General features: G+C 42.5%; 20 protein-coding genes. 4 read left to right on the forward strand and 16 right to left on the reverse strand.

The features are described 5' to 3' along the window. Window positions 1-42: 42 nt before the first annotated feature. Window positions 43-264 carry a DUF6095 family protein gene (locus tag ACO05P_RS02000; RefSeq protein ID WP_421753119.1) on the forward strand — a complete coding sequence of 74 codons (222 nt, stop codon included), beginning with the start codon at window positions 43-45 and terminating at the stop codon, window positions 262-264. Here ACO05P_RS02000 and rlmD read toward each other — a convergent pair. Next, window positions 254-1,735, reverse strand: coding sequence for a 23S rRNA (uracil(1939)-C(5))-methyltransferase RlmD (rlmD, locus tag ACO05P_RS02005; RefSeq protein ID WP_421753120.1), 1,482 nt, complete (start codon window positions 1,733-1,735; stop codon window positions 254-256). The genes ACO05P_RS02000 and rlmD overlap by 11 nt on opposite strands. Before the next feature lie 32 nt (window positions 1,736-1,767). Between rlmD and rocD the strand changes: the two genes are divergently transcribed. Continuing rightward, complete coding sequence (rocD, locus tag ACO05P_RS02010) at window positions 1,768-3,048, forward strand: ornithine--oxo-acid transaminase (RefSeq protein WP_421753121.1); 1,281 nt, start codon at window positions 1,768-1,770, stop codon at window positions 3,046-3,048. Between the two features lie 35 nt (window positions 3,049-3,083). Here rocD and ACO05P_RS02015 read toward each other — a convergent pair whose 3' ends face one another. The 15 genes from ACO05P_RS02015 to ACO05P_RS02085 form a co-directional block, all read right to left on the reverse strand. Next, a complete protein-coding gene (locus ACO05P_RS02015) occupies window positions 3,084-4,292 on the reverse strand; it encodes a vWA domain-containing protein (RefSeq protein ID WP_421753122.1) in 1,209 nt (402 codons plus the stop codon). 108 nt (window positions 4,293-4,400) lie between these two features. After that, entirely contained in the window at window positions 4,401-4,919 is a 519-nt protein-coding gene (locus ACO05P_RS02020; protein ID WP_421753123.1) for a hypothetical protein, read from the reverse strand. A gap of 8 nt (window positions 4,920-4,927) precedes the next feature. Further along, a complete protein-coding gene (locus tag ACO05P_RS02025; protein WP_421753124.1) occupies window positions 4,928-6,151 on the reverse strand; it encodes a metallophosphoesterase in 1,224 nt (407 codons plus the stop codon). A 23-nt stretch (window positions 6,152-6,174) separates the two neighbouring features. Further along, a complete protein-coding gene (locus tag ACO05P_RS02030; protein WP_421753125.1) occupies window positions 6,175-6,810 on the reverse strand; it encodes a hypothetical protein in 636 nt (211 codons plus the stop codon). Further along, window positions 6,807-7,931: a tetratricopeptide repeat protein gene (locus ACO05P_RS02035; RefSeq protein WP_421753126.1), complete on the reverse strand. Its 1,125-nt coding sequence runs from the start codon at window positions 7,929-7,931 to the stop codon at window positions 6,807-6,809. The genes ACO05P_RS02030 and ACO05P_RS02035 overlap by 4 nt, the downstream gene beginning before the upstream one ends. A gap of 71 nt (window positions 7,932-8,002) precedes the next feature. Continuing rightward, window positions 8,003-8,797: a cation transporter gene (locus ACO05P_RS02040; protein WP_421753127.1), complete on the reverse strand. Its 795-nt coding sequence runs from the start codon at window positions 8,795-8,797 to the stop codon at window positions 8,003-8,005. 9 nt (window positions 8,798-8,806) lie between these two features. Then, entirely contained in the window at window positions 8,807-9,283 is a 477-nt protein-coding gene (locus ACO05P_RS02045; RefSeq protein WP_421753128.1) for a hypothetical protein, read from the reverse strand. Window positions 9,284-9,290: 7 nt separating this feature from the next. Beyond that, window positions 9,291-10,253: a hypothetical protein gene (locus ACO05P_RS02050; RefSeq protein WP_421753129.1), complete on the reverse strand. Its 963-nt coding sequence runs from the start codon at window positions 10,251-10,253 to the stop codon at window positions 9,291-9,293. 54 nt (window positions 10,254-10,307) lie between these two features. Next, window positions 10,308-11,495: a hypothetical protein gene (locus tag ACO05P_RS02055; protein WP_421753130.1), complete on the reverse strand. Its 1,188-nt coding sequence runs from the start codon at window positions 11,493-11,495 to the stop codon at window positions 10,308-10,310. After that, window positions 11,492-12,112: a CAP domain-containing protein gene (locus tag ACO05P_RS02060; RefSeq protein WP_421753131.1), complete on the reverse strand. Its 621-nt coding sequence runs from the start codon at window positions 12,110-12,112 to the stop codon at window positions 11,492-11,494. Before ACO05P_RS02060 ends, ACO05P_RS02055 begins: the two co-directional genes overlap by 4 nt. Then, entirely contained in the window at window positions 12,109-13,629 is a 1,521-nt protein-coding gene (locus ACO05P_RS02065; RefSeq protein ID WP_421753132.1) for an OstA-like protein, read from the reverse strand. The genes ACO05P_RS02060 and ACO05P_RS02065 overlap by 4 nt, the downstream gene beginning before the upstream one ends. Then, a complete protein-coding gene (locus tag ACO05P_RS02070) occupies window positions 13,610-14,896 on the reverse strand; it encodes an adenylosuccinate synthase (protein ID WP_421754868.1) in 1,287 nt (428 codons plus the stop codon). Before ACO05P_RS02070 ends, ACO05P_RS02065 begins: the two co-directional genes overlap by 20 nt. A gap of 28 nt (window positions 14,897-14,924) precedes the next feature. Continuing rightward, window positions 14,925-15,389 carry a Fur family transcriptional regulator gene (locus tag ACO05P_RS02075; protein ID WP_210758277.1) on the reverse strand — a complete coding sequence of 155 codons (465 nt, stop codon included), beginning with the start codon at window positions 15,387-15,389 and terminating at the stop codon, window positions 14,925-14,927. A gap of 26 nt (window positions 15,390-15,415) precedes the next feature. Further along, window positions 15,416-17,650 carry a RelA/SpoT family protein gene (locus tag ACO05P_RS02080; protein ID WP_421753133.1) on the reverse strand — a complete coding sequence of 745 codons (2,235 nt, stop codon included), beginning with the start codon at window positions 17,648-17,650 and terminating at the stop codon, window positions 15,416-15,418. Window positions 17,651-17,740: 90 nt separating this feature from the next. Further along, on the reverse strand, window positions 17,741-17,995 hold the full coding sequence (locus tag ACO05P_RS02085) for a TIGR03643 family protein (RefSeq protein WP_421753134.1): 255 nt from the start codon (window positions 17,993-17,995) through the stop codon (window positions 17,741-17,743). A gap of 47 nt (window positions 17,996-18,042) precedes the next feature. Here ACO05P_RS02085 and ACO05P_RS02090 point away from each other — a divergent pair, with 47 nt between their 5' ends. Together ACO05P_RS02090 and ACO05P_RS02095 are read left to right on the forward strand one after the other, a co-directional pair. After that, window positions 18,043-18,441 carry a hypothetical protein gene (locus ACO05P_RS02090; RefSeq protein ID WP_421753135.1) on the forward strand — a complete coding sequence of 133 codons (399 nt, stop codon included), beginning with the start codon at window positions 18,043-18,045 and terminating at the stop codon, window positions 18,439-18,441. Between the two features lie 34 nt (window positions 18,442-18,475). After that, window positions 18,476-19,006 carry a hypothetical protein gene (locus ACO05P_RS02095; protein WP_421753136.1) on the forward strand — a complete coding sequence of 177 codons (531 nt, stop codon included), beginning with the start codon at window positions 18,476-18,478 and terminating at the stop codon, window positions 19,004-19,006. Window positions 19,007-19,122: the final 116 nt, after the last annotated feature.

Raw genomic sequence — 19,122 nt, forward strand, 5'->3', positions numbered from 1 at the left:
CATATTGTCAAAATTCCCTGCTAATATTCCTAACTTGCATGCATGGCAGCAGATCGAGATAAAATCTTTAAAGGCGTGCGTTTCATGGCAGTAGCTCTGCCTTTAATCTTTAGCGGTCCTGCACTTTATGTAGCAATGGGTTTACCAGCCGCACGTCAGGGAAATTACATTTGGATGGGCATTAGTATTTTATTAATGCTGGTGGGGGTTTTCTTTACCGTTAAAGGCCTCCGCACCATCCTTAAGGGTTTCTTTAATGACTAGTTTTTTCAAATAAGGCAACGCTTTCAATATGGGCTGTATGCGGAAATTGGTCAACCAGTGAAAATTTCTTCAGGCTATAGCCAAATTCAGCCAGGGTTTGCATATCCCTTGCCTGAGTAGCGGGGTTGCAACTGATATATACAATGCGCTCGGCACCTAAACGAATTACCTTTCTTAAAGTTTTAGGTGCTATACCCGCCCGGGGAGGGTCTAATGTTAGCGTATGAATGCGATTTTGATACAGGGGATGCTCTAAGAGGAATTTCCCAACATCTGCCGCAAAAAACTTTAGTTTTTCTAATCCATTGGCTTTGGCCGATCGCTTAGCATCTTCTACTGCCTCTGGTATAATTTCCACCCCAATTACCTCCGCAGAAGGAACGGCTTTAGCTAATAATTGAGTGATGGTTCCGGTTCCGGCAAAGAGATCTAAAATTACGGGCTTGCTATCGGCCTTATCTTCTTGCACATAATCGAGAGCCTTTTGATAGAGAAGCTCAGCGGAGGCAGGATTGGTTTGGAAGAAGCTTTCCACGCTAATTTCAAATCGTAAACCATGAATGTATTCTTCTACATATTCTTGGCCTAAAAGCAAATGTCGCTCGCCATCCGCAGCATTAGGGCGATCGCCCACATCATCATTAATAGTGTGTATTAAACCACCAAGTCTTTCTCCGAATTCATCACTAAACAGTTTTATGAAAGCCTCTTGATCAAATTGCTCCAACTCCGCACTACTACTTACAAAATTGATCAACAATTGATCTTTGGCCAAGCTTTTTCGAACTGCCAGCATTCGGCAAAAGCCGCTGTGCTTTTTCGGATGCCAGGCGTGATGATTTCGATCTTGTAACCAGGCCGAAAGCTTGGGAAGGAAATCCTCAAACTGAGCATCAAACATACCAGAATCACCAAGGAGATTTTCCACGGCCAACCACTGACCTCTTTTTTTGAAACCTAATCCAAAGCCGTCTAAAAAGGTATCTTGATTAGGTTCAACGTAAACCGCGCTGAAGGAGTATTCCATTTTATTGCGGTAGTGTAATAAACGTGGCGATTCAATGTATTCATCAAAGAGCGCTTCGGCCGCTTCAATTTTGCCAATTCGACGAAAGAGCTCAATGGTGGTTTTCTCTTTGTATCCGCGTTGCTTTTCGATAGGGAGATTGATATATGGAGCACCGGGAATCGCGGCAAAGTTTTGCTCCACTTCCATTTCAGAATGCTGGATAATCCGAATTAATTTGGCTTCGGCATAAGAGCGTTGTACCTTAACCATTCGGCATTCTACAATTTGTCCGGGAATGGTATTGGGTACAAATACAATGTATTGCCCCTCCGGGGTTTCAACTTTAGCAATTCCCTTGCCTTCAAAGGCCAAATCTTTAATTTCCAAATTGCAGATTTGCCCGCGGTGATATAATTTCTTTCCTGCCATAGAGCGGGCAAAAATACCTAATTTGCGAGCCATCGAAACCCTCAAAAAATAAATACCTAAAGACGATGATTGAAAATCCTCAATTACGATCCTCTAAAGATTTAATGGACCTTGAAAATCAGCATGGCGCCCATAACTATCATCCACTACCAGTGGTGTTAGATAGAGGAGAGGGGGTTTATGTTTGGGATGTTGAAGGTAAGCGCTATTACGACTTCCTCTCAGCATATTCGGCGGTGAACCAGGGACATTGTCATCCCGAAATTATTAATACCCTAAAAGAGCAAGCGGAGAAAATCACTTTGACCAGCCGTGCTTTTTACAATTCAAAATTAGGTGAGTACGATAAGTACATCACGGAATACTTTGGCTTCGATAAAGTTTTACCGATGAATACCGGTGCAGAAGCGGTGGAAACAGCCATTAAGATTTGTCGTAAGTGGGCTCAGGAGCTTAAAGGTTATCCTGAGGCTAAAACCAAAATTATCGTAGCGGAGAACAACTTTCACGGTCGGACTACCACCATTATTTCCTTTTCCAATGATCAGGAAGCACGCAGTGGTTTTGGACCCTATACTCCCGGTTTTGAGCGTATCCCTTACAATGACTTAAAAGCTTTGGAAAAGGCTCTGGAAGACGACCATGTAGCGGGTTTCTTAGTAGAGCCCATCCAGGGTGAGGCAGGAGTTGTAACACCCGATACGGATTATCTGCGTAAAGCGGCCGAGCTCTGTCATGCTAAAGGTGCCTTGTTTATGGCGGATGAGATTCAAACCGGAATTGCCCGTACCGGATCTTTATTGGCAGTTTGTGGTGATTGTACATGCGAAGGGCATTGCGAACGTCAAGAAGCTACCTATGTTCGTCCCGATGTGTTAATCTTAGGAAAGGCCCTAAGTGGTGGTGCTTATCCCGTTTCAGCTGTCTTGGCCGATGATAAAGTTATGAATGTGATTAAGCCCGGTACCCACGGTTCCACTTTTGGCGGTAATCCATTGGGCGTTGCCGTAGCCATGTCGGCACTGGATGTGGTTCGCAATGAGAAGCTAGCTCAGAATGCACGGAAATTAGGGGAACTGTTCCGGACAAAGATGAATGAGTATATCGAAAGCTCTAAGGTGGTGAACCTGGTACGCGGTCGTGGTCTCTTAAATGCCATTGTAATTAATGATTCACCCACCAGCGATACGGCCTGGAATATTTGCTTGCGCTTGCGCGATCATGGACTTTTAGCAAAGCCTACCCATGGAAATATTATTCGCTTTGCGCCTCCTTTGGTTATGACCGAAGAGCAATTATTGGATTGTGTTGATATTATCACCCGAACCTTGCAAGAGTTTGAATAAAATAAGAAGAGCGGCCCTGGAGCCGCTCTTTTCTTTTAGAGGATAAGGCCGTCTTGCGCGGCTTGTGATTTAATGATTTCAAAAACCTGATTGCTAAAAGACATGGATTCAGGATCATTATTTCTTTGCTCCTTTAGATAAAGGTCTCTTTCCTTTTGCAATCGCTTTAAATTTGCAAGGATGCTAGATCGCTTCTTTTGTAAATCGGCAATTTTGGCCTTACGATCTTCAGAGCTCAGTCCTTTTAATTCTTCCGGTAGCTCCTCCTCATTGAGGTCCTCGAAATTCAGTTTGTTATTCTCCAGGTCATTCAATAATTCCTTATTCCCATAAAGGTTCTTAGAACCTGATGCACTCATATTGTATTTAGCGCGAGATGCAGCCGCATTACTGCTTGAACTGCTGAATAAGCCCAGGGCCTTTTCTTTCTTCTCTAGCATGCGTTCTTTTTCTTGAGCGCTGCCATAGTAGAGTTTGGAATCATCCAGACGATAGGAGTAAAAGGCAATGGAATCATCCTGAGGACAACGAATAATTTGGTCACTGGCATCTTGATCCAACTGAAGATACTCTCCATTAGTGACTTGGGCCATTTCACGAAAGTGATAGATAGCCTCATGACATTGTGTACCGAGCTTAATGGTATTGATGCGAATGTTTTTTTGATTGGCCATTTTACAGGCTTCAGGATAGCGCACTTCATTGGGGTAATCCATATGGGGAGGGCAGTCGCCTACTACAAATACGCTTCGATAAGCCTGAGCTGAAGAAGACCATTGGAAATCACTAATCGCTTCCCAGAGAGCTTGGTTTACACTTTCAGGTGAATCGCCGCCTCCACTGGCTTCTATTTTCAAAAGCTCCGTATAAATACTGTCGATATTGCTAGTATGTGGCAGGGCATAGGTTACAAAATTGTCACCACGATCACGGTAAAAAACCATTCCCAGCCGAATTTCTGGCGCCGGATTTTGTTGAGCTGTAACGCTTACAATGTCCCATATTTTTTCCTTGGCGGTATGAATTAAACCACCCATACTTCCGGTGGCATCGAGGCAGAACACCAGTTCCACCTTTGGGGCATTGGAATCAGGAATAGCAAGGGCTGCTTGTTCTTCTTCGGTTGGTGTTGATGTTTTGTGCGCCTGAAAATGATTTTCGGCTACTTTGGGACTTGCGGATTGAGGGGATTGGCATGCAGAAATTAATCCTATGCTGATAAGAATTGGGAAGATCGGCTTCATGGGCTGCTAATTGGTTCCCTTAAGGAACGAAATAGAATGGGATTTCTTTTCAGCCCTATGGCAGATTAGTAGAATTTAAGAGAATTTTAAAGCTTTGAGGCCGAGTGTCTAACGGCGCCTAGCGCGTCTTGCTTGAGTGGCCGCACTTAGCTGTGGCTGATAAGCTACTAAGGGGCGATCTAAAGCCTGAGCCAGTAATTCTGCTTCTATTTTGGCTTGATCGTAGGCAGTCGAGCGCTTGATCAATAGCTTTTTACGGTGGTTTTTTGAAAGTAGATAAATATCATAATACTCCTCGCTACTGGTCTCAGTTTCAATCATAGCCCTAGAATAAGCCTTCGTACTTTGCTTATTCTTTAAAATGCTGAGGTCAGAATAGCCTTCCATGCTTTGCCAACTTCCTAGTTTTAGTCCTAAAAAACAAGTGTAAGATTTGTAGCTATTTTTTTTGGGATCAAGGAGTAATCCATTGCGAGCAAAAGCCCCGAAGGCACCAAGAAAAACAAATAGGAGTCCCAAAAAATTAAAAAGAGTGGCGTATATACCAAGGGCGAAAATCAGGTAGGAACCATAAACTGCTGCCGGAGGAAACACTTTTCCGAAATTATTGTCGAGTGAAGCTTGCATAATAGGTTTTAAGGCGAAGGTATTAAAAGGCTTTGTTTGGTGCCGCTTGCATCAATTTTAAACACTTCACCATCTTCGATAAGCAGACCCTGGCTTTGCGAACTGCTTAGTCTTTGACTATGCTTTACATCGATACGAATCACCCTACCATCAAAGTCAGTGGATACCTCAGGAACAATAGAATGTCCGATAATGATCCGATCTGCATGGTAATAGCTTAAAATGGGGCTTAGTTCATTAGAGCGGATTTTTGGATAGTATTTGTAATCGCGCACCAAACCACGGTACCAAAAAGGGCTTTGTACTCCCATCAGAAAACTGGCAATTGAATCAGAATTAGGTTTCTTGTACAAATCCAAATCCAGGTTTTTGCGTACCAATTCATTGATCTCTGATAGGGATAGATTATACTTTAAGATATCGGGCGAAAGCCCGGCATGGACAAAGAGCTGATTGCCGATTTTTTCAATACAATTTTTAGTACGAAGCCATTGTCCTAGATGCGATTGGGAAGAATAGAGCAAGCGATTATTGGCTTGAGCATCATCCTCAACACCAATAAGGGAAGCCAGTTTTTTATACTTGCCTTTGGCATAATGGAAATTCCCTTGCAGATTAAGGATTTCATGATTACCCAGAATGAAGTGCACCTGACCACCTTGCGCCAGAGCTTCGGCTTCGAGCTTATAGATGAGCCAGAGAACGGCAGCTACATCTACACCACGATCCACAAAATCGCCAACTAAAACCAAATGACCATCTCCAAAGGTCCAGTTAAGATTTTGATCCATCACCGAATGGGCTTGCAATAGCCCTTGTAGGGCTTCAAAATTTCCTTCTATATCCGATATAGCTAAGAGCTTGGTGTTTAAAGGATAGTGTACAGATGGAACCTCAAAATTTGCGTGTAAGGGCAATTTAAATTGAAGACCGGAAGTGCTTTCGACCAAGATGCTATCAGAAACAAAGGGTTCGATTAGTAGCTCATTTTCAGCATTTACACGAATCAGGCTATCGCCTAAGATATAGGGACCATCAACTCCATTGAGGTAATAGACCCGATCTTCAAAAAATTGAAAGCGCTCAGCCTTTTCATCGTAACCAAGCAATACCTTTTGACCACTGCTGATCGTGCCATCGGTATAGCGTATTAAAATGACCAAGATGAAGAATAGCCCCAAAAGGCCAAATAAAGAATAACGAAGAATTATAAGGGCTTTGAACTTTGACAAGTATTTAGGTTTTGAGTTTAAAGCTATTGAATTTCTACTTGGAAGGGAGTAAGTACATTTTCTTCGTCATAGGCATTCAGACCCAGGATATTAGTAAAAGAGATCAGGTCTCCCGATTCCAAAGTCAAAATCTGCTCTTTGTTAGAATCTGTGATTCTTGCCCCTTCATTCGTCACTTCCCAAAGGATTTCATGATTTCGAAAAGCAACGATATCGTAAGTAAGAATCGGGAACCGTAGGCCACAAGCTAGTATTTTAGAGGAATGAATTGAACTTTCCATTTTCGCTGCGGCAATGGCATTTTTACTAAAAACACCTTCTCGTCTCATGTATATTGAGGGAATAGGATCAGGTATTTTCCGAACTTCAGTTAGCAGGCTGTCCACTAGAATACTGTCGCCATTTTCTATTTGATAGATTTTCATTTTCCAGGGACCAATATTGACGGGATAGGCAGTCATTATTGAACTGTCAATTTCAAGTAGGCCATTATCAACTTCAAAAATGAAACTATCAAAGGCTATGTTATGCTTATTTATGCTGAGGGGATTTGCTAAACCTTGGTAGAGATAATCGTGGCGAGCAGTTATTCGTGGACTCTGGCCAATTAAGGATAAATGGAAGGAAATGAATATTAATTGTACTAGCAGAACTTTCATTGAGCCTTTCTTTTTGCAAGTTGCCTCACTAGTATTCCAACTAGTAAGCCCAGTGCTAAACCACCAAGTAGATACAGATAACTATGGTTTTCTTGATTTCGGATTTTTTCATCCGCCAATCTATCTTTTTCCTCCACTGCTTTGGCAATCGAGTCGAGCTGCATTTTGGCGATCTTAAGCGAGTCAAAGCTTTGATTTCGAAGGTAGATTGAATCCAAATGGTCGGCATAATCATCCAAACCAAGAACTAATAACATAGGATCAACCTCACTTCGTATCAACATAGAGTGGAATTCAGGGCTTAAATCATGCTCCCCCTTGTTTTCATGTAGTTGGCGGTTCAGGTTCTTTATTTTCCTTCTGATGTTTTCATTATAGTTAGGATTTGAGCTGAATTTCATCGAGTAGGCATAAGCCAGGAGCGCTTGTTCATAGGTTCCATATTTTTCATTGAAGTCACCCAGGGTTTCAAATAGATTGCTCAACACCGCATTTGGAGCAGGAGTGAAGGGTACGCGAGTTCGAATTTGGTAATTGAAGTCGAGGTTTACTTGTTCGGCTTTTAGCTCTCCTTCTCCCAGCCTTTGCTCTAATTCTTCCATGGTGATAATGGCATTCCTTTGCATCCAGGTGGGATTGCTTCTTTTGGCCTTGATTTTGGCCTCCAGGATTTTAATATGAATCCATTCACTTCCTCGATGTGAAAGCGGATTGAGCTCATAGCCCTTACGGATTAAAATTAATGCACTGTCTAATTTCCCTTTTAGTTCAAAGGCAGTACCGAGGTTGGCCACCACATTGTATTCTGTAGGATAGAGTTTAATTAAGGGTCTTAGAATACTTAATGCAGAGTCCGTCATGCCTAATTGCATAAGTACCAAAGACAGATCCGACTTAAATTGAAAATTTTGGGGTTTCCTTTTAATTTTCTCCTCAAGCTCCTTTTTTTGAGACCAAAGCCAATCTTTATCAAAACTGAGCATGGTGGCGCTGAGATAAATATCAGGGCTAAAAACGATTTCACCTTGAAGATTATGTCCGTAAAAATTCCCGCAGGCCAGGGCAGGCTTACTCCACAAGTTGATAAAGAGCAAGATTAAGAGAATTAGCTTAAACCTCATAGACTGATTGATTAGTCTAGTATAACAGGTCTTTTAAGAGAATAGTATTTTCTAGGCTTATAGGTAGGGGCTCAATTTAGTTTCAATATTCTGAGCGCACCTTTGGCTACCAGGAATAAAACAATCATCCCTATGATTAAATCGGGCCAGGGCGAATTTAAGGCATAGACCAGGCTCCCGGCGCTAATCACCCCCAGGTTAATAATCACATCATTAGAGGTGAATATCAAGCTGGCTTTCATATGCACTTCTTCCTTGGTCCGAGATTTTTGAAGAAGGTAAAGGCAGATTGCATTCGCTAAGAGGGCAAAAGCGGATACCATCATCATGCTTTTAAAATCGGGTAATTCCACAGGACTAATAAAGCGGTGTATTAGCTCCATAAAAGCCAGGAATGCCAAGCTGAGCTGAAGATAACCTGCAATTTGGGCTACCCGCCTTTTGCGGATCAAAGCAGCGCCAACTGCCCAAAGACTTAATCCATAAACCATGGCATCGGCAAGCATATCTAAACTGTCTGCCACCAATCCCATAGAATTGGCTAGCCAACCCCATAAAGCCTCAATTCCAAAGAAGGCCAGATTAATTATAAGGACGGCCCATAACAGGTTTTTTTCCTGTATTTGATCTGCAGAATGAGCATCAACTTCATGACTATCAATGAAACGACTGCCCAGCTTTAGTTCCTCCAAAGCTTGGATCAATGGCTCTATCTCGCCCTGATGTTGGATTTTTAACTGCCTTTGCTCTAAGTCAAAATCCAGATGATGAACTTGACTGAAATCTTGCAGCTTCAGCCGGATGAGATTTTCCTCCGAAGGGCAATCCATTTTGGGGATATCGAAAAGGCTTTGCTGAAGTTTCATGGATGATCTCTATTTGCGCCAGGTTCTAAGTTCCAGAATACGGCGCTGCAGATAGATTTTTGTACCAGTCCGAATTCCCATGTATCGAAATAAAAGAAGGAAGGCTCCCATAATAAATGGAACTAGAAAAGTCATTAGACTAATTTTAGAAAATACGACTAAGAAAATCAATAAGACTAGCATCATAAGCGCTGTTTGGGTGACTAGCTTTCGTAAATCAGCAGAAAAGTCAATGTTGATATACTCTGAATTTTCACTGATCTTGAACTCTCCGTAATTAAAATTCCGAAATGGGTTTGCCCGCGAGCTATAGCCAAACTTGAACCCTTTCAGATTATAGGAGAAGTGATGCTCACCCAAATCATTAAGATTTTCAATACCCTGATCAGCTAATATGGAACGCAAATAGGATTCTACTTGTTCCCGATTTGCACCTTGAAAATGCGCTTTTTTAATAGAGGCCCCCAGTTTAACAGGATATAACATATTCGTATTATTCAAGAATTTGTATCCCTCTTTTCCTATCCAAATAAGCCGGTCTGCCATCCTCTAAAAAGAAAACAAACTCGATGTTTTTAGATTGCATAATTTCTTCAAACACTTCGCTTTGATGATCATAGAGGTAGAGATGTTGAGAGTGGTCCAGGCTCAATACATACCTTCCATCCGGACTCAGAGCCCAGGAGAAGAAAACCGCATGATCGGTAGAGAATTTATTATTAAGCATATAACTGGCTTTCAAGTGGTGTTTCCACATATAAAGAAGACTATCTTCTTGAAAGATAAAGAGATAACTGGCGTCACTAAGCTTATCTAATAGACTGAAGTATTTACCATTAACCAAAGTATAGGAAGCATGAGGGACTTCTTCACTGAATACTTCGTTTCCGTTTAGATCGAATTGATACCATTCCAATCCGGCACCAACCATTAACCGTTTAGTGGACTCATAGTAATTGATATTGATACCGTTTATTCCGGCAAAGCTGGTGTTCCAGGTCTTTTGTACTTCCAGATCTTTATTCAGTAAATAGAGTTTAGTCACCTGACCTCGCTCATATTTGTAGGATCTACTCAGTATATAAATGGAGTCTCCTACCAGGCAGAGATCGGCCAAAGAGAAGGGGAGTTTTTCTTTTTTCAGCAATTTGCCTTCCAGAGAATAGAGGTAAAGGCGGCTTTTCTTTTGATGAACGTCGTAAGTAAGAATTTGCCTTTCATCATCAAAAATACGACTGCGATCTCCTTTTAGTTTGATGCTGTCGCCATGGCTGTAAAGCTTTAACTGCCCAGCCGCATCAGCATAGATGCTCAAATCCTTTTGCTCCAGATAATTAAAACTTCGAAAAGGATGTTTTTGCGTATTGATGGAATAAATTACTTGTGCTGAAGCCCATTGCAGACTCATCAGCCAAATAAGCAGAATTGTTTTAAAGGTAGGGAAGGGGTCTTTCATGGGACCCTAAAGGTAATTTTATACCGATTAAACCGTCATTCAATTATCCAGATTCTACTGCTCATTCACCAGTTCTTGCAGTTTCTCCAGGTTTCGCAATTGTTGTGGACTCTTCACTTGACTGCGGGCATCCTGTAAAAACACCTTTGCTTGCTCACTGTCTTCTTGCAGATAAGCGATATAGGCTTTGAGCATTTTAGCTCTGAAACTCGTTTCTTTCTCATCCGAGCGTTTGGCCAGTTTCAAGGCGGCATTTAAGGCAGAGGTGTTATTGAAGTTTTCGACGATATCATAAGCTTCATCAAACAATCTCGAAGCTGCCATTCCCGGTATTTTAGAATCTTGCTCTTTCAGGAGAGCTTCTGCATACAAGGCAAACTGCTCACTTTGCCAGGCGTATTCCCTGCGAATATTCATACGCATTACTGGCAGGCTGTCTTTAGGGAAGAGAGGAGGAATCACCAATGATTCGCAAATGTTTTCGCAAAGGAGGGAGTCTTTGCTTACAATCGCCAGATCGAGATTGTACTCAATAGCGGTATTTAAATATTCTGAAAGCTCAAAGGAAGGATCTGCTTTGCGAAGAGCACTGGTATTACTAATAATGAGGGTGGGGTAAATGGTTTCGAGACTAACACCGTACTGACTTAGAATAAGGGCAGCGGGTTGTTGTAATAGTTCCGCTTCAGATTTGCTGTTTAGGTATTCCTGAGCTAAATGCGCCGTATTTCTAAAATCGAAATTCAAGGCATAGAGCTCTAAGAGTTTTAACCATTCCTGGTCGTTTAAGGCTTTCGCCTGATATGCTTGAACTAAGGTGTCGTACAAGAATGGTGCTTTAGAGGCTTCGGCCATAGCAGTTTGAAGGTCCTGAGCACTCTGATATCCGCTGAGCACATCCAGAACAAACTCTTCTTCATTCATAAGGTAAAAGGCGGGAAGATCATTCAGGCTAAAAATACTTTCGAACCGTTCTCCCATTGGCTCACGGATATCGATAGCTACGGTGGTGTAGGCCTTGGCTGCTTGATTTAATCCGAGATCATTAAAAACACCATCATTGTACATTTTTCGAAAGTCGCCACCACCATCATGAACCGCCATTAGAATGAGATCATGGTTCTGGCGGGCACTTTTCAGGACTAATTCATAATCTTCAAAATCGTCGGCTTGCAGGAAGCGTAATTGCGCTGAAGCTCCTATGCTTAGAAGGCTAAGAAGAAGGATATACAGATTTTTCATTTTGTTCCGAAGTTTTGGCAGAGGTATATATCAAAATTGGGGCCTTTTTCAATCGCAAGTAAAGGCGAAACTCCAACTCCCAGATAATCAAAGGGTCCCAGTAAATTAGCACGATGGCCAGGTGAATTTAACCAATCTTCCACGCTTTCTTCCGCCAATTCTCGATAGCTTTTATAAGGAATACGTTTTTTCTTGCGAGTAATGGCTTGCCCTTCATTATCCAAATAATAGGCTTCACCATTGGCGACCTCCAGAATAAAATTACGGGCAATGTTTTCCCCCATATTCACGAAACCTCCTCCGAAGAAACCAATTCGACTTTTCAATTTCCCGAAATTGCGATCGCGGGGCCAAACATGCTCTAATTTTCCTTCGCGAAGCATGCGGTAAGCCTGATAAGTGGCTGAGGTATCCAAAACTGGATCGTGCTCCAGGCTTGAAAAGCCCAATCGGAGTCGAGCAGCATTAGTAGCTTCAAATATGGCGGCTTCGAGCAGCTTGGGATCAAAATGAGCCGGATCAATTTCCTGATCAATTTTGCTTTGAGCCGAATCCATAATCTGAGCGTTCATGCCTAATGCAAGTACACAGATCAGGGATGTGAGCCAGCTTTTCATTTAAACAAATCCGCTTTGTTTATTGGGCGTTCATCAAAGCGTGGCTTAAAGCCATCGAGAATTTTTCGATCGGCCGGAATTTTATCAATAGGGTGCATAACTCCTTCGGGTTTCCCAATCCAGGTGATACGTTTTACCTCACTTTCTTTTAAGATGATTAAGATCCGACTGCAAATACTACGGTTCATCCCTAAATAACTACCATCTTCTTCTTTGGGATAATAAATCGCTTCACCATTTCCATTTACATACACCTTCCGCAATTCACCATTGCCAAATTTCCCCAGCATTTGGCGACCCTTCACCTGATTATAGCGAATGCTGTCGGTGCGACTCACCATAAAGGCATTGCTTAAAACTTTAAGGGTATCGGGTTTATCATTGGCGGTGAGCAGGTAAATCGTGTCACCCGTAATTTGGGTCGAATCATCCCACATAATGGGATCCTTGTACATCCTAAAAGTTGAATCGAGGGTAGTATAACTTAAAGAGTCGCATTTACCTTGCATGTCTTTCCGCATAAAGCGAACGCCATAAAAGATCTGTAGCAAGCGCGATTGATTACCCAGGCTATCTATATAGGTGCTGGAGTAAAGGGTATCACCATGCACATGTAAAGAATCTCCTTCTTCATCCACTACGGTATACAGGGGGTCGCCGGTTACATAAGCCGAATCTTTAACCCCAAAATATTCGCCATAATCACCGGTAATCAGATAATGATCCAAGGTGTCATGAATCAATACATTGCGAAAGGCTTCCCCGTATTCACCCGCTCTCTCGTAGTATAGGCTGTCGCCCGTTAAATACCTAGGGCCATCGTAGATAAAAGCATTCTTATTAAACTGGGCAATATCCGTTTGGGTATTATAGCGACCATTCTCGCAGTAAATTTTGCTGCTATCGCTGATAATAGTTGTAGGACCAAAGAAATACGCGATATAGGCTTCACTATCATAATCCATGGTATCCGTATAAATGGTATACTGAGGATTATTGAGAATCACCGAATCTTTAAAGCTGAAAACCTTGTAATTGCTATTGTAATAGCCCTCATGACTTAGAAGGGTGTTTTCATCGCTCTCCACTAAGCCGCCAGTGGTGTAATAGGCGATATTGGTATTACGATCCAATCGAAGCCTGTCGGTAGTAAGGGTCATCTCCTTATCCTTCAGCTTTACCTCTTTACCAGTAACTACAGCTTGGCGGGTTTCACCAGAATACTCCAATTGATCGCCCCACATAAAGAGGCTGTCTCCTTGGTTTACCTCAATATTCCGAAAGGAGATAATGCGGTTTTCATCCTTAAAGTACCAGGCCGAATCGCAATCCATTAAGGCGCCTTCATGTTCAAATTGAACATTCCCAAATAGGCGGGTTTTGCCAGCCTGGGTCGAAGATAGCTGCTTATCGGCCTTATAATCTATCCGCTTGGTTTTTCGCTTTTCCTGAGCTTGTAAGTCAGAAAAGGAGAATACTAAAAGCAGGCAAAGGACTTTATACAGCGAGTTCTTCAAGCTCAATGGTTTGGGTACGATTAGGTCCCACGGAAAGGATGCTGATCGGAACGCCAATTTTTTCTTCCACATAAGCCAGATAGTCTTTCAGGGCTTGAGGGGCATCCTCCAAATTTTCCAATTCGGTGATATCTTCCTTCCAGCCGGGGAGCTCTTCATAAACGGGCTCAATCAAATTTTCGTCCAAACTGTAAGGTAAATGTTCAATTTCCTTACCCTGGTACAAATACTTGGTACAAACCTTAATCGTATCAAAGCCACTTAGAACGTCGGCCTTCATCATAATAAGGTTGCTTACTCCATTAATGGATACGGCGTATTTTAAGGCAGGAATATCCAGCCAACCACAGCGACGTGGACGTCCAGTAGTAGCGCCAAACTCGTGACCTTTCTTTTGCAATGAAGCACCCACCTCGTCGAATAATTCAGTAGGAAAGGGACCTGAACCCACGCGAGTACAATAGGCTTTAAAGATGCCGAATACGCGTTTAATGCGGGTCGGAGCAATTCCTAATCCGGTGCAACTACCGGCACAAGTAGTGGTGCTGGAAGTCACAAAAGGATAGGAGCCAAAGTCGATATCCAATAAAGATCCCTGAGCACCTTCAGCCAATACTTTCTTACCAGCGGCTAAAGACTCATGAAGGTAGTTCTCAGAGTCTATGAGAGTTAAACCACGCAAGGTATCCACCGCTTCGAACCATTTGGCTTCCATTTCGGCCAAATCATTCTGATAGTCGAATTCATAATGCGAGAGCAATTGCTCATGCTTTTCCTTCAAGGTATTGTAGCGATCTTTAAAGTCGCTCAATTCGATATCTCCAACGCGTAAACCATTACGACCGGTTTTATCCATATAGGTAGGTCCAATTCCCTTAAGGGTAGAACCAATCTTATTCTTGCCTTTGGCCGCTTCAGAAGCAGCGTCGAGCATACGGTGGGTAGGTAAAATTAAATGGGCTTTACGCGAAATCAGTAAGGCCTCTTTTACATCTACCTGATGTTCTTTCAGAGCATCAATCTCTTTGCAGAAAATTACCGGGTCGATCACCACACCATTACCAATAAGGTTTTTAATTCCGGGGTGGAAAATTCCACTGGGAATGGTATGTAAAACGTGTTTAATGCCATCGAACTCTAAAGTGTGCCCGGCATTTGGGCCACCCTGAAAACGAGCGATGATATCGTATTTACGGGTTAAAACGTCGACAATTTTTCCTTTTCCTTCGTCGCCCCACTGGAGGCCGAGTAGTACATCTACATTCATGGAAATGAGCTGCTTATTAGCTTGGTAATTATTCGGATTGAGCATTGGATTCCGATTCCTCTTGCTTTCGAGTGCCATAGAGGTAAAGGGAATGCGAATTAATTTCGATCCCAAAGATTTCGGCAACGGTATTTTTAATTTGTTGCAAACGGGGATCACAAAATTCCAGCACCTCACCCGTATCGGTTAGAATGATATGGTCGTGCTGCTTATTGTAAAATGATTTCTCGTAATAAGCTTGGTTTTGGCCAAATTGATGCTTGCGCACTAATTTCGAATCCAGCAGTAATTCGATGGTATTATAAAGCGTAGCGCGTGAAACCCGGTAATTCTTATTCTTCATAAGAATGTACAAGGATTCAATGTCGAAATGCTCCTCATTTTCATAGATCTCTTGCAAGATCGCATAGCGCTCCGGAGTCTTCCGCTGCTTGTTCTTTTCCAGATATTCGGTGAATACCTGTTTTACCGTCGCAAATTCCTGCTCATTCATGGACTAAAACAAAGCTGCAAAGATAGTTAATCTCGTTCAGCAAACCGGCGTTCTACCGAACTGACTCCCTCGATCTTTCGCAGACGTTCAATAACTTTTTCAAGATGGAGCTTATCCTGCACCACCACGGTGATTAATCCTTCAAAAATTCCCTCATCACCGGCAATATTTATACTGCGGATATTCACATGCAGGTCATTGGAAATAATCTGGGTTACCTTATTTACTAATCCAACGGTATCAATACCGCGAATCACCAATACTGAAGAATATTCTTTTTTCTTGGTGCTCACCCATTTAGCTCTTAAAATCCGCTGGGCGAAATTGGATTGCAGATATACAGAGTTAGGGCAGTTTTTATGATGAAGCTTTATTCCTTCTGTTGCAGTTATAAAGCCAAATACATCGTCACCCGGAATGGGATTACAGCATTTGGCGATTTTATAATCGAACTCTTGCTCATCCGGTCCAAATACAATAAATTTCTGATCATCTGCACCAGCCTCTTCTTTCTCCTTCTTCTTGGCTTTATTGAGGTCGTTTTTACTACGGCCGATAATTCGCTTACGAAGATAGGAGTAAAAACCTTGATTTTGATCGCGCATAAACTCTTTGAGCTGCGCATTATCTATAATCTGCATCCCCACCTTATAATACAGCTCAGTGCTGTTCTTCAGGTGGAAATATTTTACCATTTCCTGGATCAGGTTTTTACTAGGCTTAACCTTTATGTATTTGAGCTTGCGTTCCAGAATTTCCTTGCCATCGTCGGCAATCTCGCGGCGCTCACTTTTAAGAGCACTTTTAATATTATTGCGGGCCTTACTGGTAACCACATAATTGAGCCAGTCTTCCTTGGGCTTTTGCTTTTGCGAAGTGATAATCTCTACCTGATCACCACTTTTTAAGCGATAATTCAGGGGTACCAAACGTCCGTTTACCTTAGCTCCCAGGGTTTTAAGACCCACATCGGTGTGAATGCTAAAACTAAAATCGAGGGGTGTAGAGCTGGAGGGTAAAATCATCAAATCCCCCTTGGGCGTAAAGATGTATATCTCATCCGCCATCAGGTTCATCTTAAACTCATCTACAAAATCAACCGCATTGCCTTCGTTGTTTTCAAGAACTTCACGAATGCGGTTAATCCATTCATCCAGTTTAGATTGACCAGAAGAATCTTCTTTATATTTCCAGTGAGCCGCATAGCCTCTTTCAGCTACTTCATCCATGCGCTTGGTACGGATTTGCACTTCCACCCAATGTCCGGCTGGACCCATTACTGTGGTATGCAAGCTTTCGTAGCCATTGGCCTTTGGGGCCGAAATCCAATCGCGCAGACGTTCGGTATTGGGACGGAAATGATCAGTTACGATGGAATAGGCACGCCAGCAATCCGATTTCTCACGCTCCGGACTGGAGTTCACGATTATCCGAATCGCGAATTTGTCGTAGATCTCGTCAAAACCTACCCCTTGGCTGAGCATCTTTTTACGGATGCTGTAAATACTTTTGGTACGTTCTTTAATTTCAAATTCAAATCCCTCTTCTTTCAGGTATTTCCGAATGTATTTACTGAAATCGCTGAGGTAGCGATGGGCTTCATTTTGACTGTTCTTTAGCCGTAGGACGATATCCCGATAAACCTCAGGCTCCGTGTATTTAAGGCTAAGATCTTCGAGCTCGGTTTTAATATTGTAAAGCCCAATTCTGTGGGCCAGGGGAGCATAGAGGTAAAGGGTTTCCGAGGCGATTTTCAGCTGCTTATGCTGGGGCATCGACTCCAAAGTCCGCATATTGTGCAAGCGGTCTGCCAGCTTAATTAAGATCACCCGAATGTCATCCGACAGGGTAAGCAGCATTTTCTGGAAGTTCTCCGCTTGCAGGGAAACGTCCATATCAAAGATGCCACTGATCTTAGTGAGGCCGTCAATAATGCGCGCTATGTCTTCGTCAAAGAGGCGCTCGATATCTTCGAGGGTATAGTCGCTATCCTCAACAACATCGTGAATTAGGGCACTGGCTACAGATTTAGGGCCTAATCCAATCTCTTCACTTACAATGCGCGCCACCTCAATAGGGTGATAGATATAGGGTTCGCCGGATTTACGTCGTACCTCCGAGTGGGCATCGCGCGCTAAATTAAAGGCGCGTTTCAGGAGGTCACGATCTTCCTTATCCATGCGATCTTTCATGGTTTTCAGAAGATGGTTAAAGCGACTGTTAATCTCTTTTTCCTCGGCTTCTATTTCTGCTTCCGTCATGCTCATAATTAAACCGAAAATAATAGAAAAATTAGCCTCATTCGCCGCCGCCGCTACGAAGCTTTTCACAAAAATATCAGCAGGCTGCTTTTATCCCAATTTAGATTGATTGCTTGATCGAAATCGCTGTACCTCTGAACTTCGTTTTTGGCTGTGTTTGGTGCTGCGTCCCTGCACACGTTTACGCCACATCCTAAAGCTGGAGGCCTTCATTTCGCGCCGCATTAAGGCGATAATCTCTGCTTCACTTAGTCCAAATTGGAATGTAATGGCCTCAAATGGGGTGCGATCTTCCCAGGCCATTTCGATAATCCGATCGATTTCTTGAGGATTTAATGCAGGCATAGCTTATAAAACTTCCCGAATCGATTTTTGTTTGCGATTTTTGCCGAATGTTAAAAGACCTCAAATTCGACCCGGTTAGTGGGGTGGAAGTAGCCATTGCCAAAACTCCGGAAAAGACCGGTGAATCAACCTTCTACCTTTATATCATCAACCATAAAGAGGTTGATTTAAAGAACCTGCTGGTGATGACCGAGGCGGAAGAAAAGCAAGATGGTTCTGGAAGAAAGACCTCTAAATTGCGCCATTTCTTTGAGAACTTAGCAGCTGGGGAAAGCTTGAAGGTGGAAACCGTTGATCCTTCGGTTCTCTCCTTTTACAACCGCGTTTGGTTAAGCTTTTATGTTGATGGTCAGGTTTACGATCGTCGCTATATGATTGAGCCTTTTAAGGAATGGGACTTAGAACTTATTGAGGCTTTGGACTTGAAAGGCCGCAGAGGAACTTAGCCAAACTTTCCCAAGATCTAGTCGTTATATGAATATGAGAAAGACAGCATTTAGCCTCCTTATTGCCTTATTTACCTTATCTGCCTGTACCCGAGACAAAGGTGAAATTAGTTTTCGCATGAAGTATGAAGCTAATTATGTGGTTGAAAGCAGTGTGGGAATCAATGTGCCTTTTACCTTACAAACGCCACCAATGCAGAGCAATAGCGAGCAGGCCTTTCGAAATAATAATACCAATGCCAGTTTGGTAAGTTCGATTACGATGGACTATGCCCAATTTGCAATTACAGCACCTGCAAATAGCGATTTCTCTTTTCTTGAAAGTGTGAAATTGGTGATTAAGGCCGATGGTTTAGAAGACAAAACTCTGGCTGAACTGGATCCGGTACCCGCAAATGCAGGAAATACCATTGTCTTAAATACCAATAAGGCGAATTTCAAAGATTATCTCTTAAAGGACGAATTCAGCTTAAGCTTAGAAACAGTTACTGACGAGTTTAGAAGCGAGGATCAAGAGTTTCGATTTAATGGTGAATTCCTGGTGAAAGCCGATGTGCTAAACTAGCTGAGGCTGATGATCTTCGGAACAGGGAATTCCAACTTCTTTTTAACTATTCTATGCCGGATTTCGGGTACTGCTTCTTAATTTCGCGAGCAGTATTTTAAATAATCCTCAAACTT

It is taken from the genome of Croceimicrobium sp. (assembly GCF_965228705.1).
Classification (GTDB): Bacteria; Bacteroidota; Bacteroidia; order Flavobacteriales; family Schleiferiaceae; genus Croceimicrobium.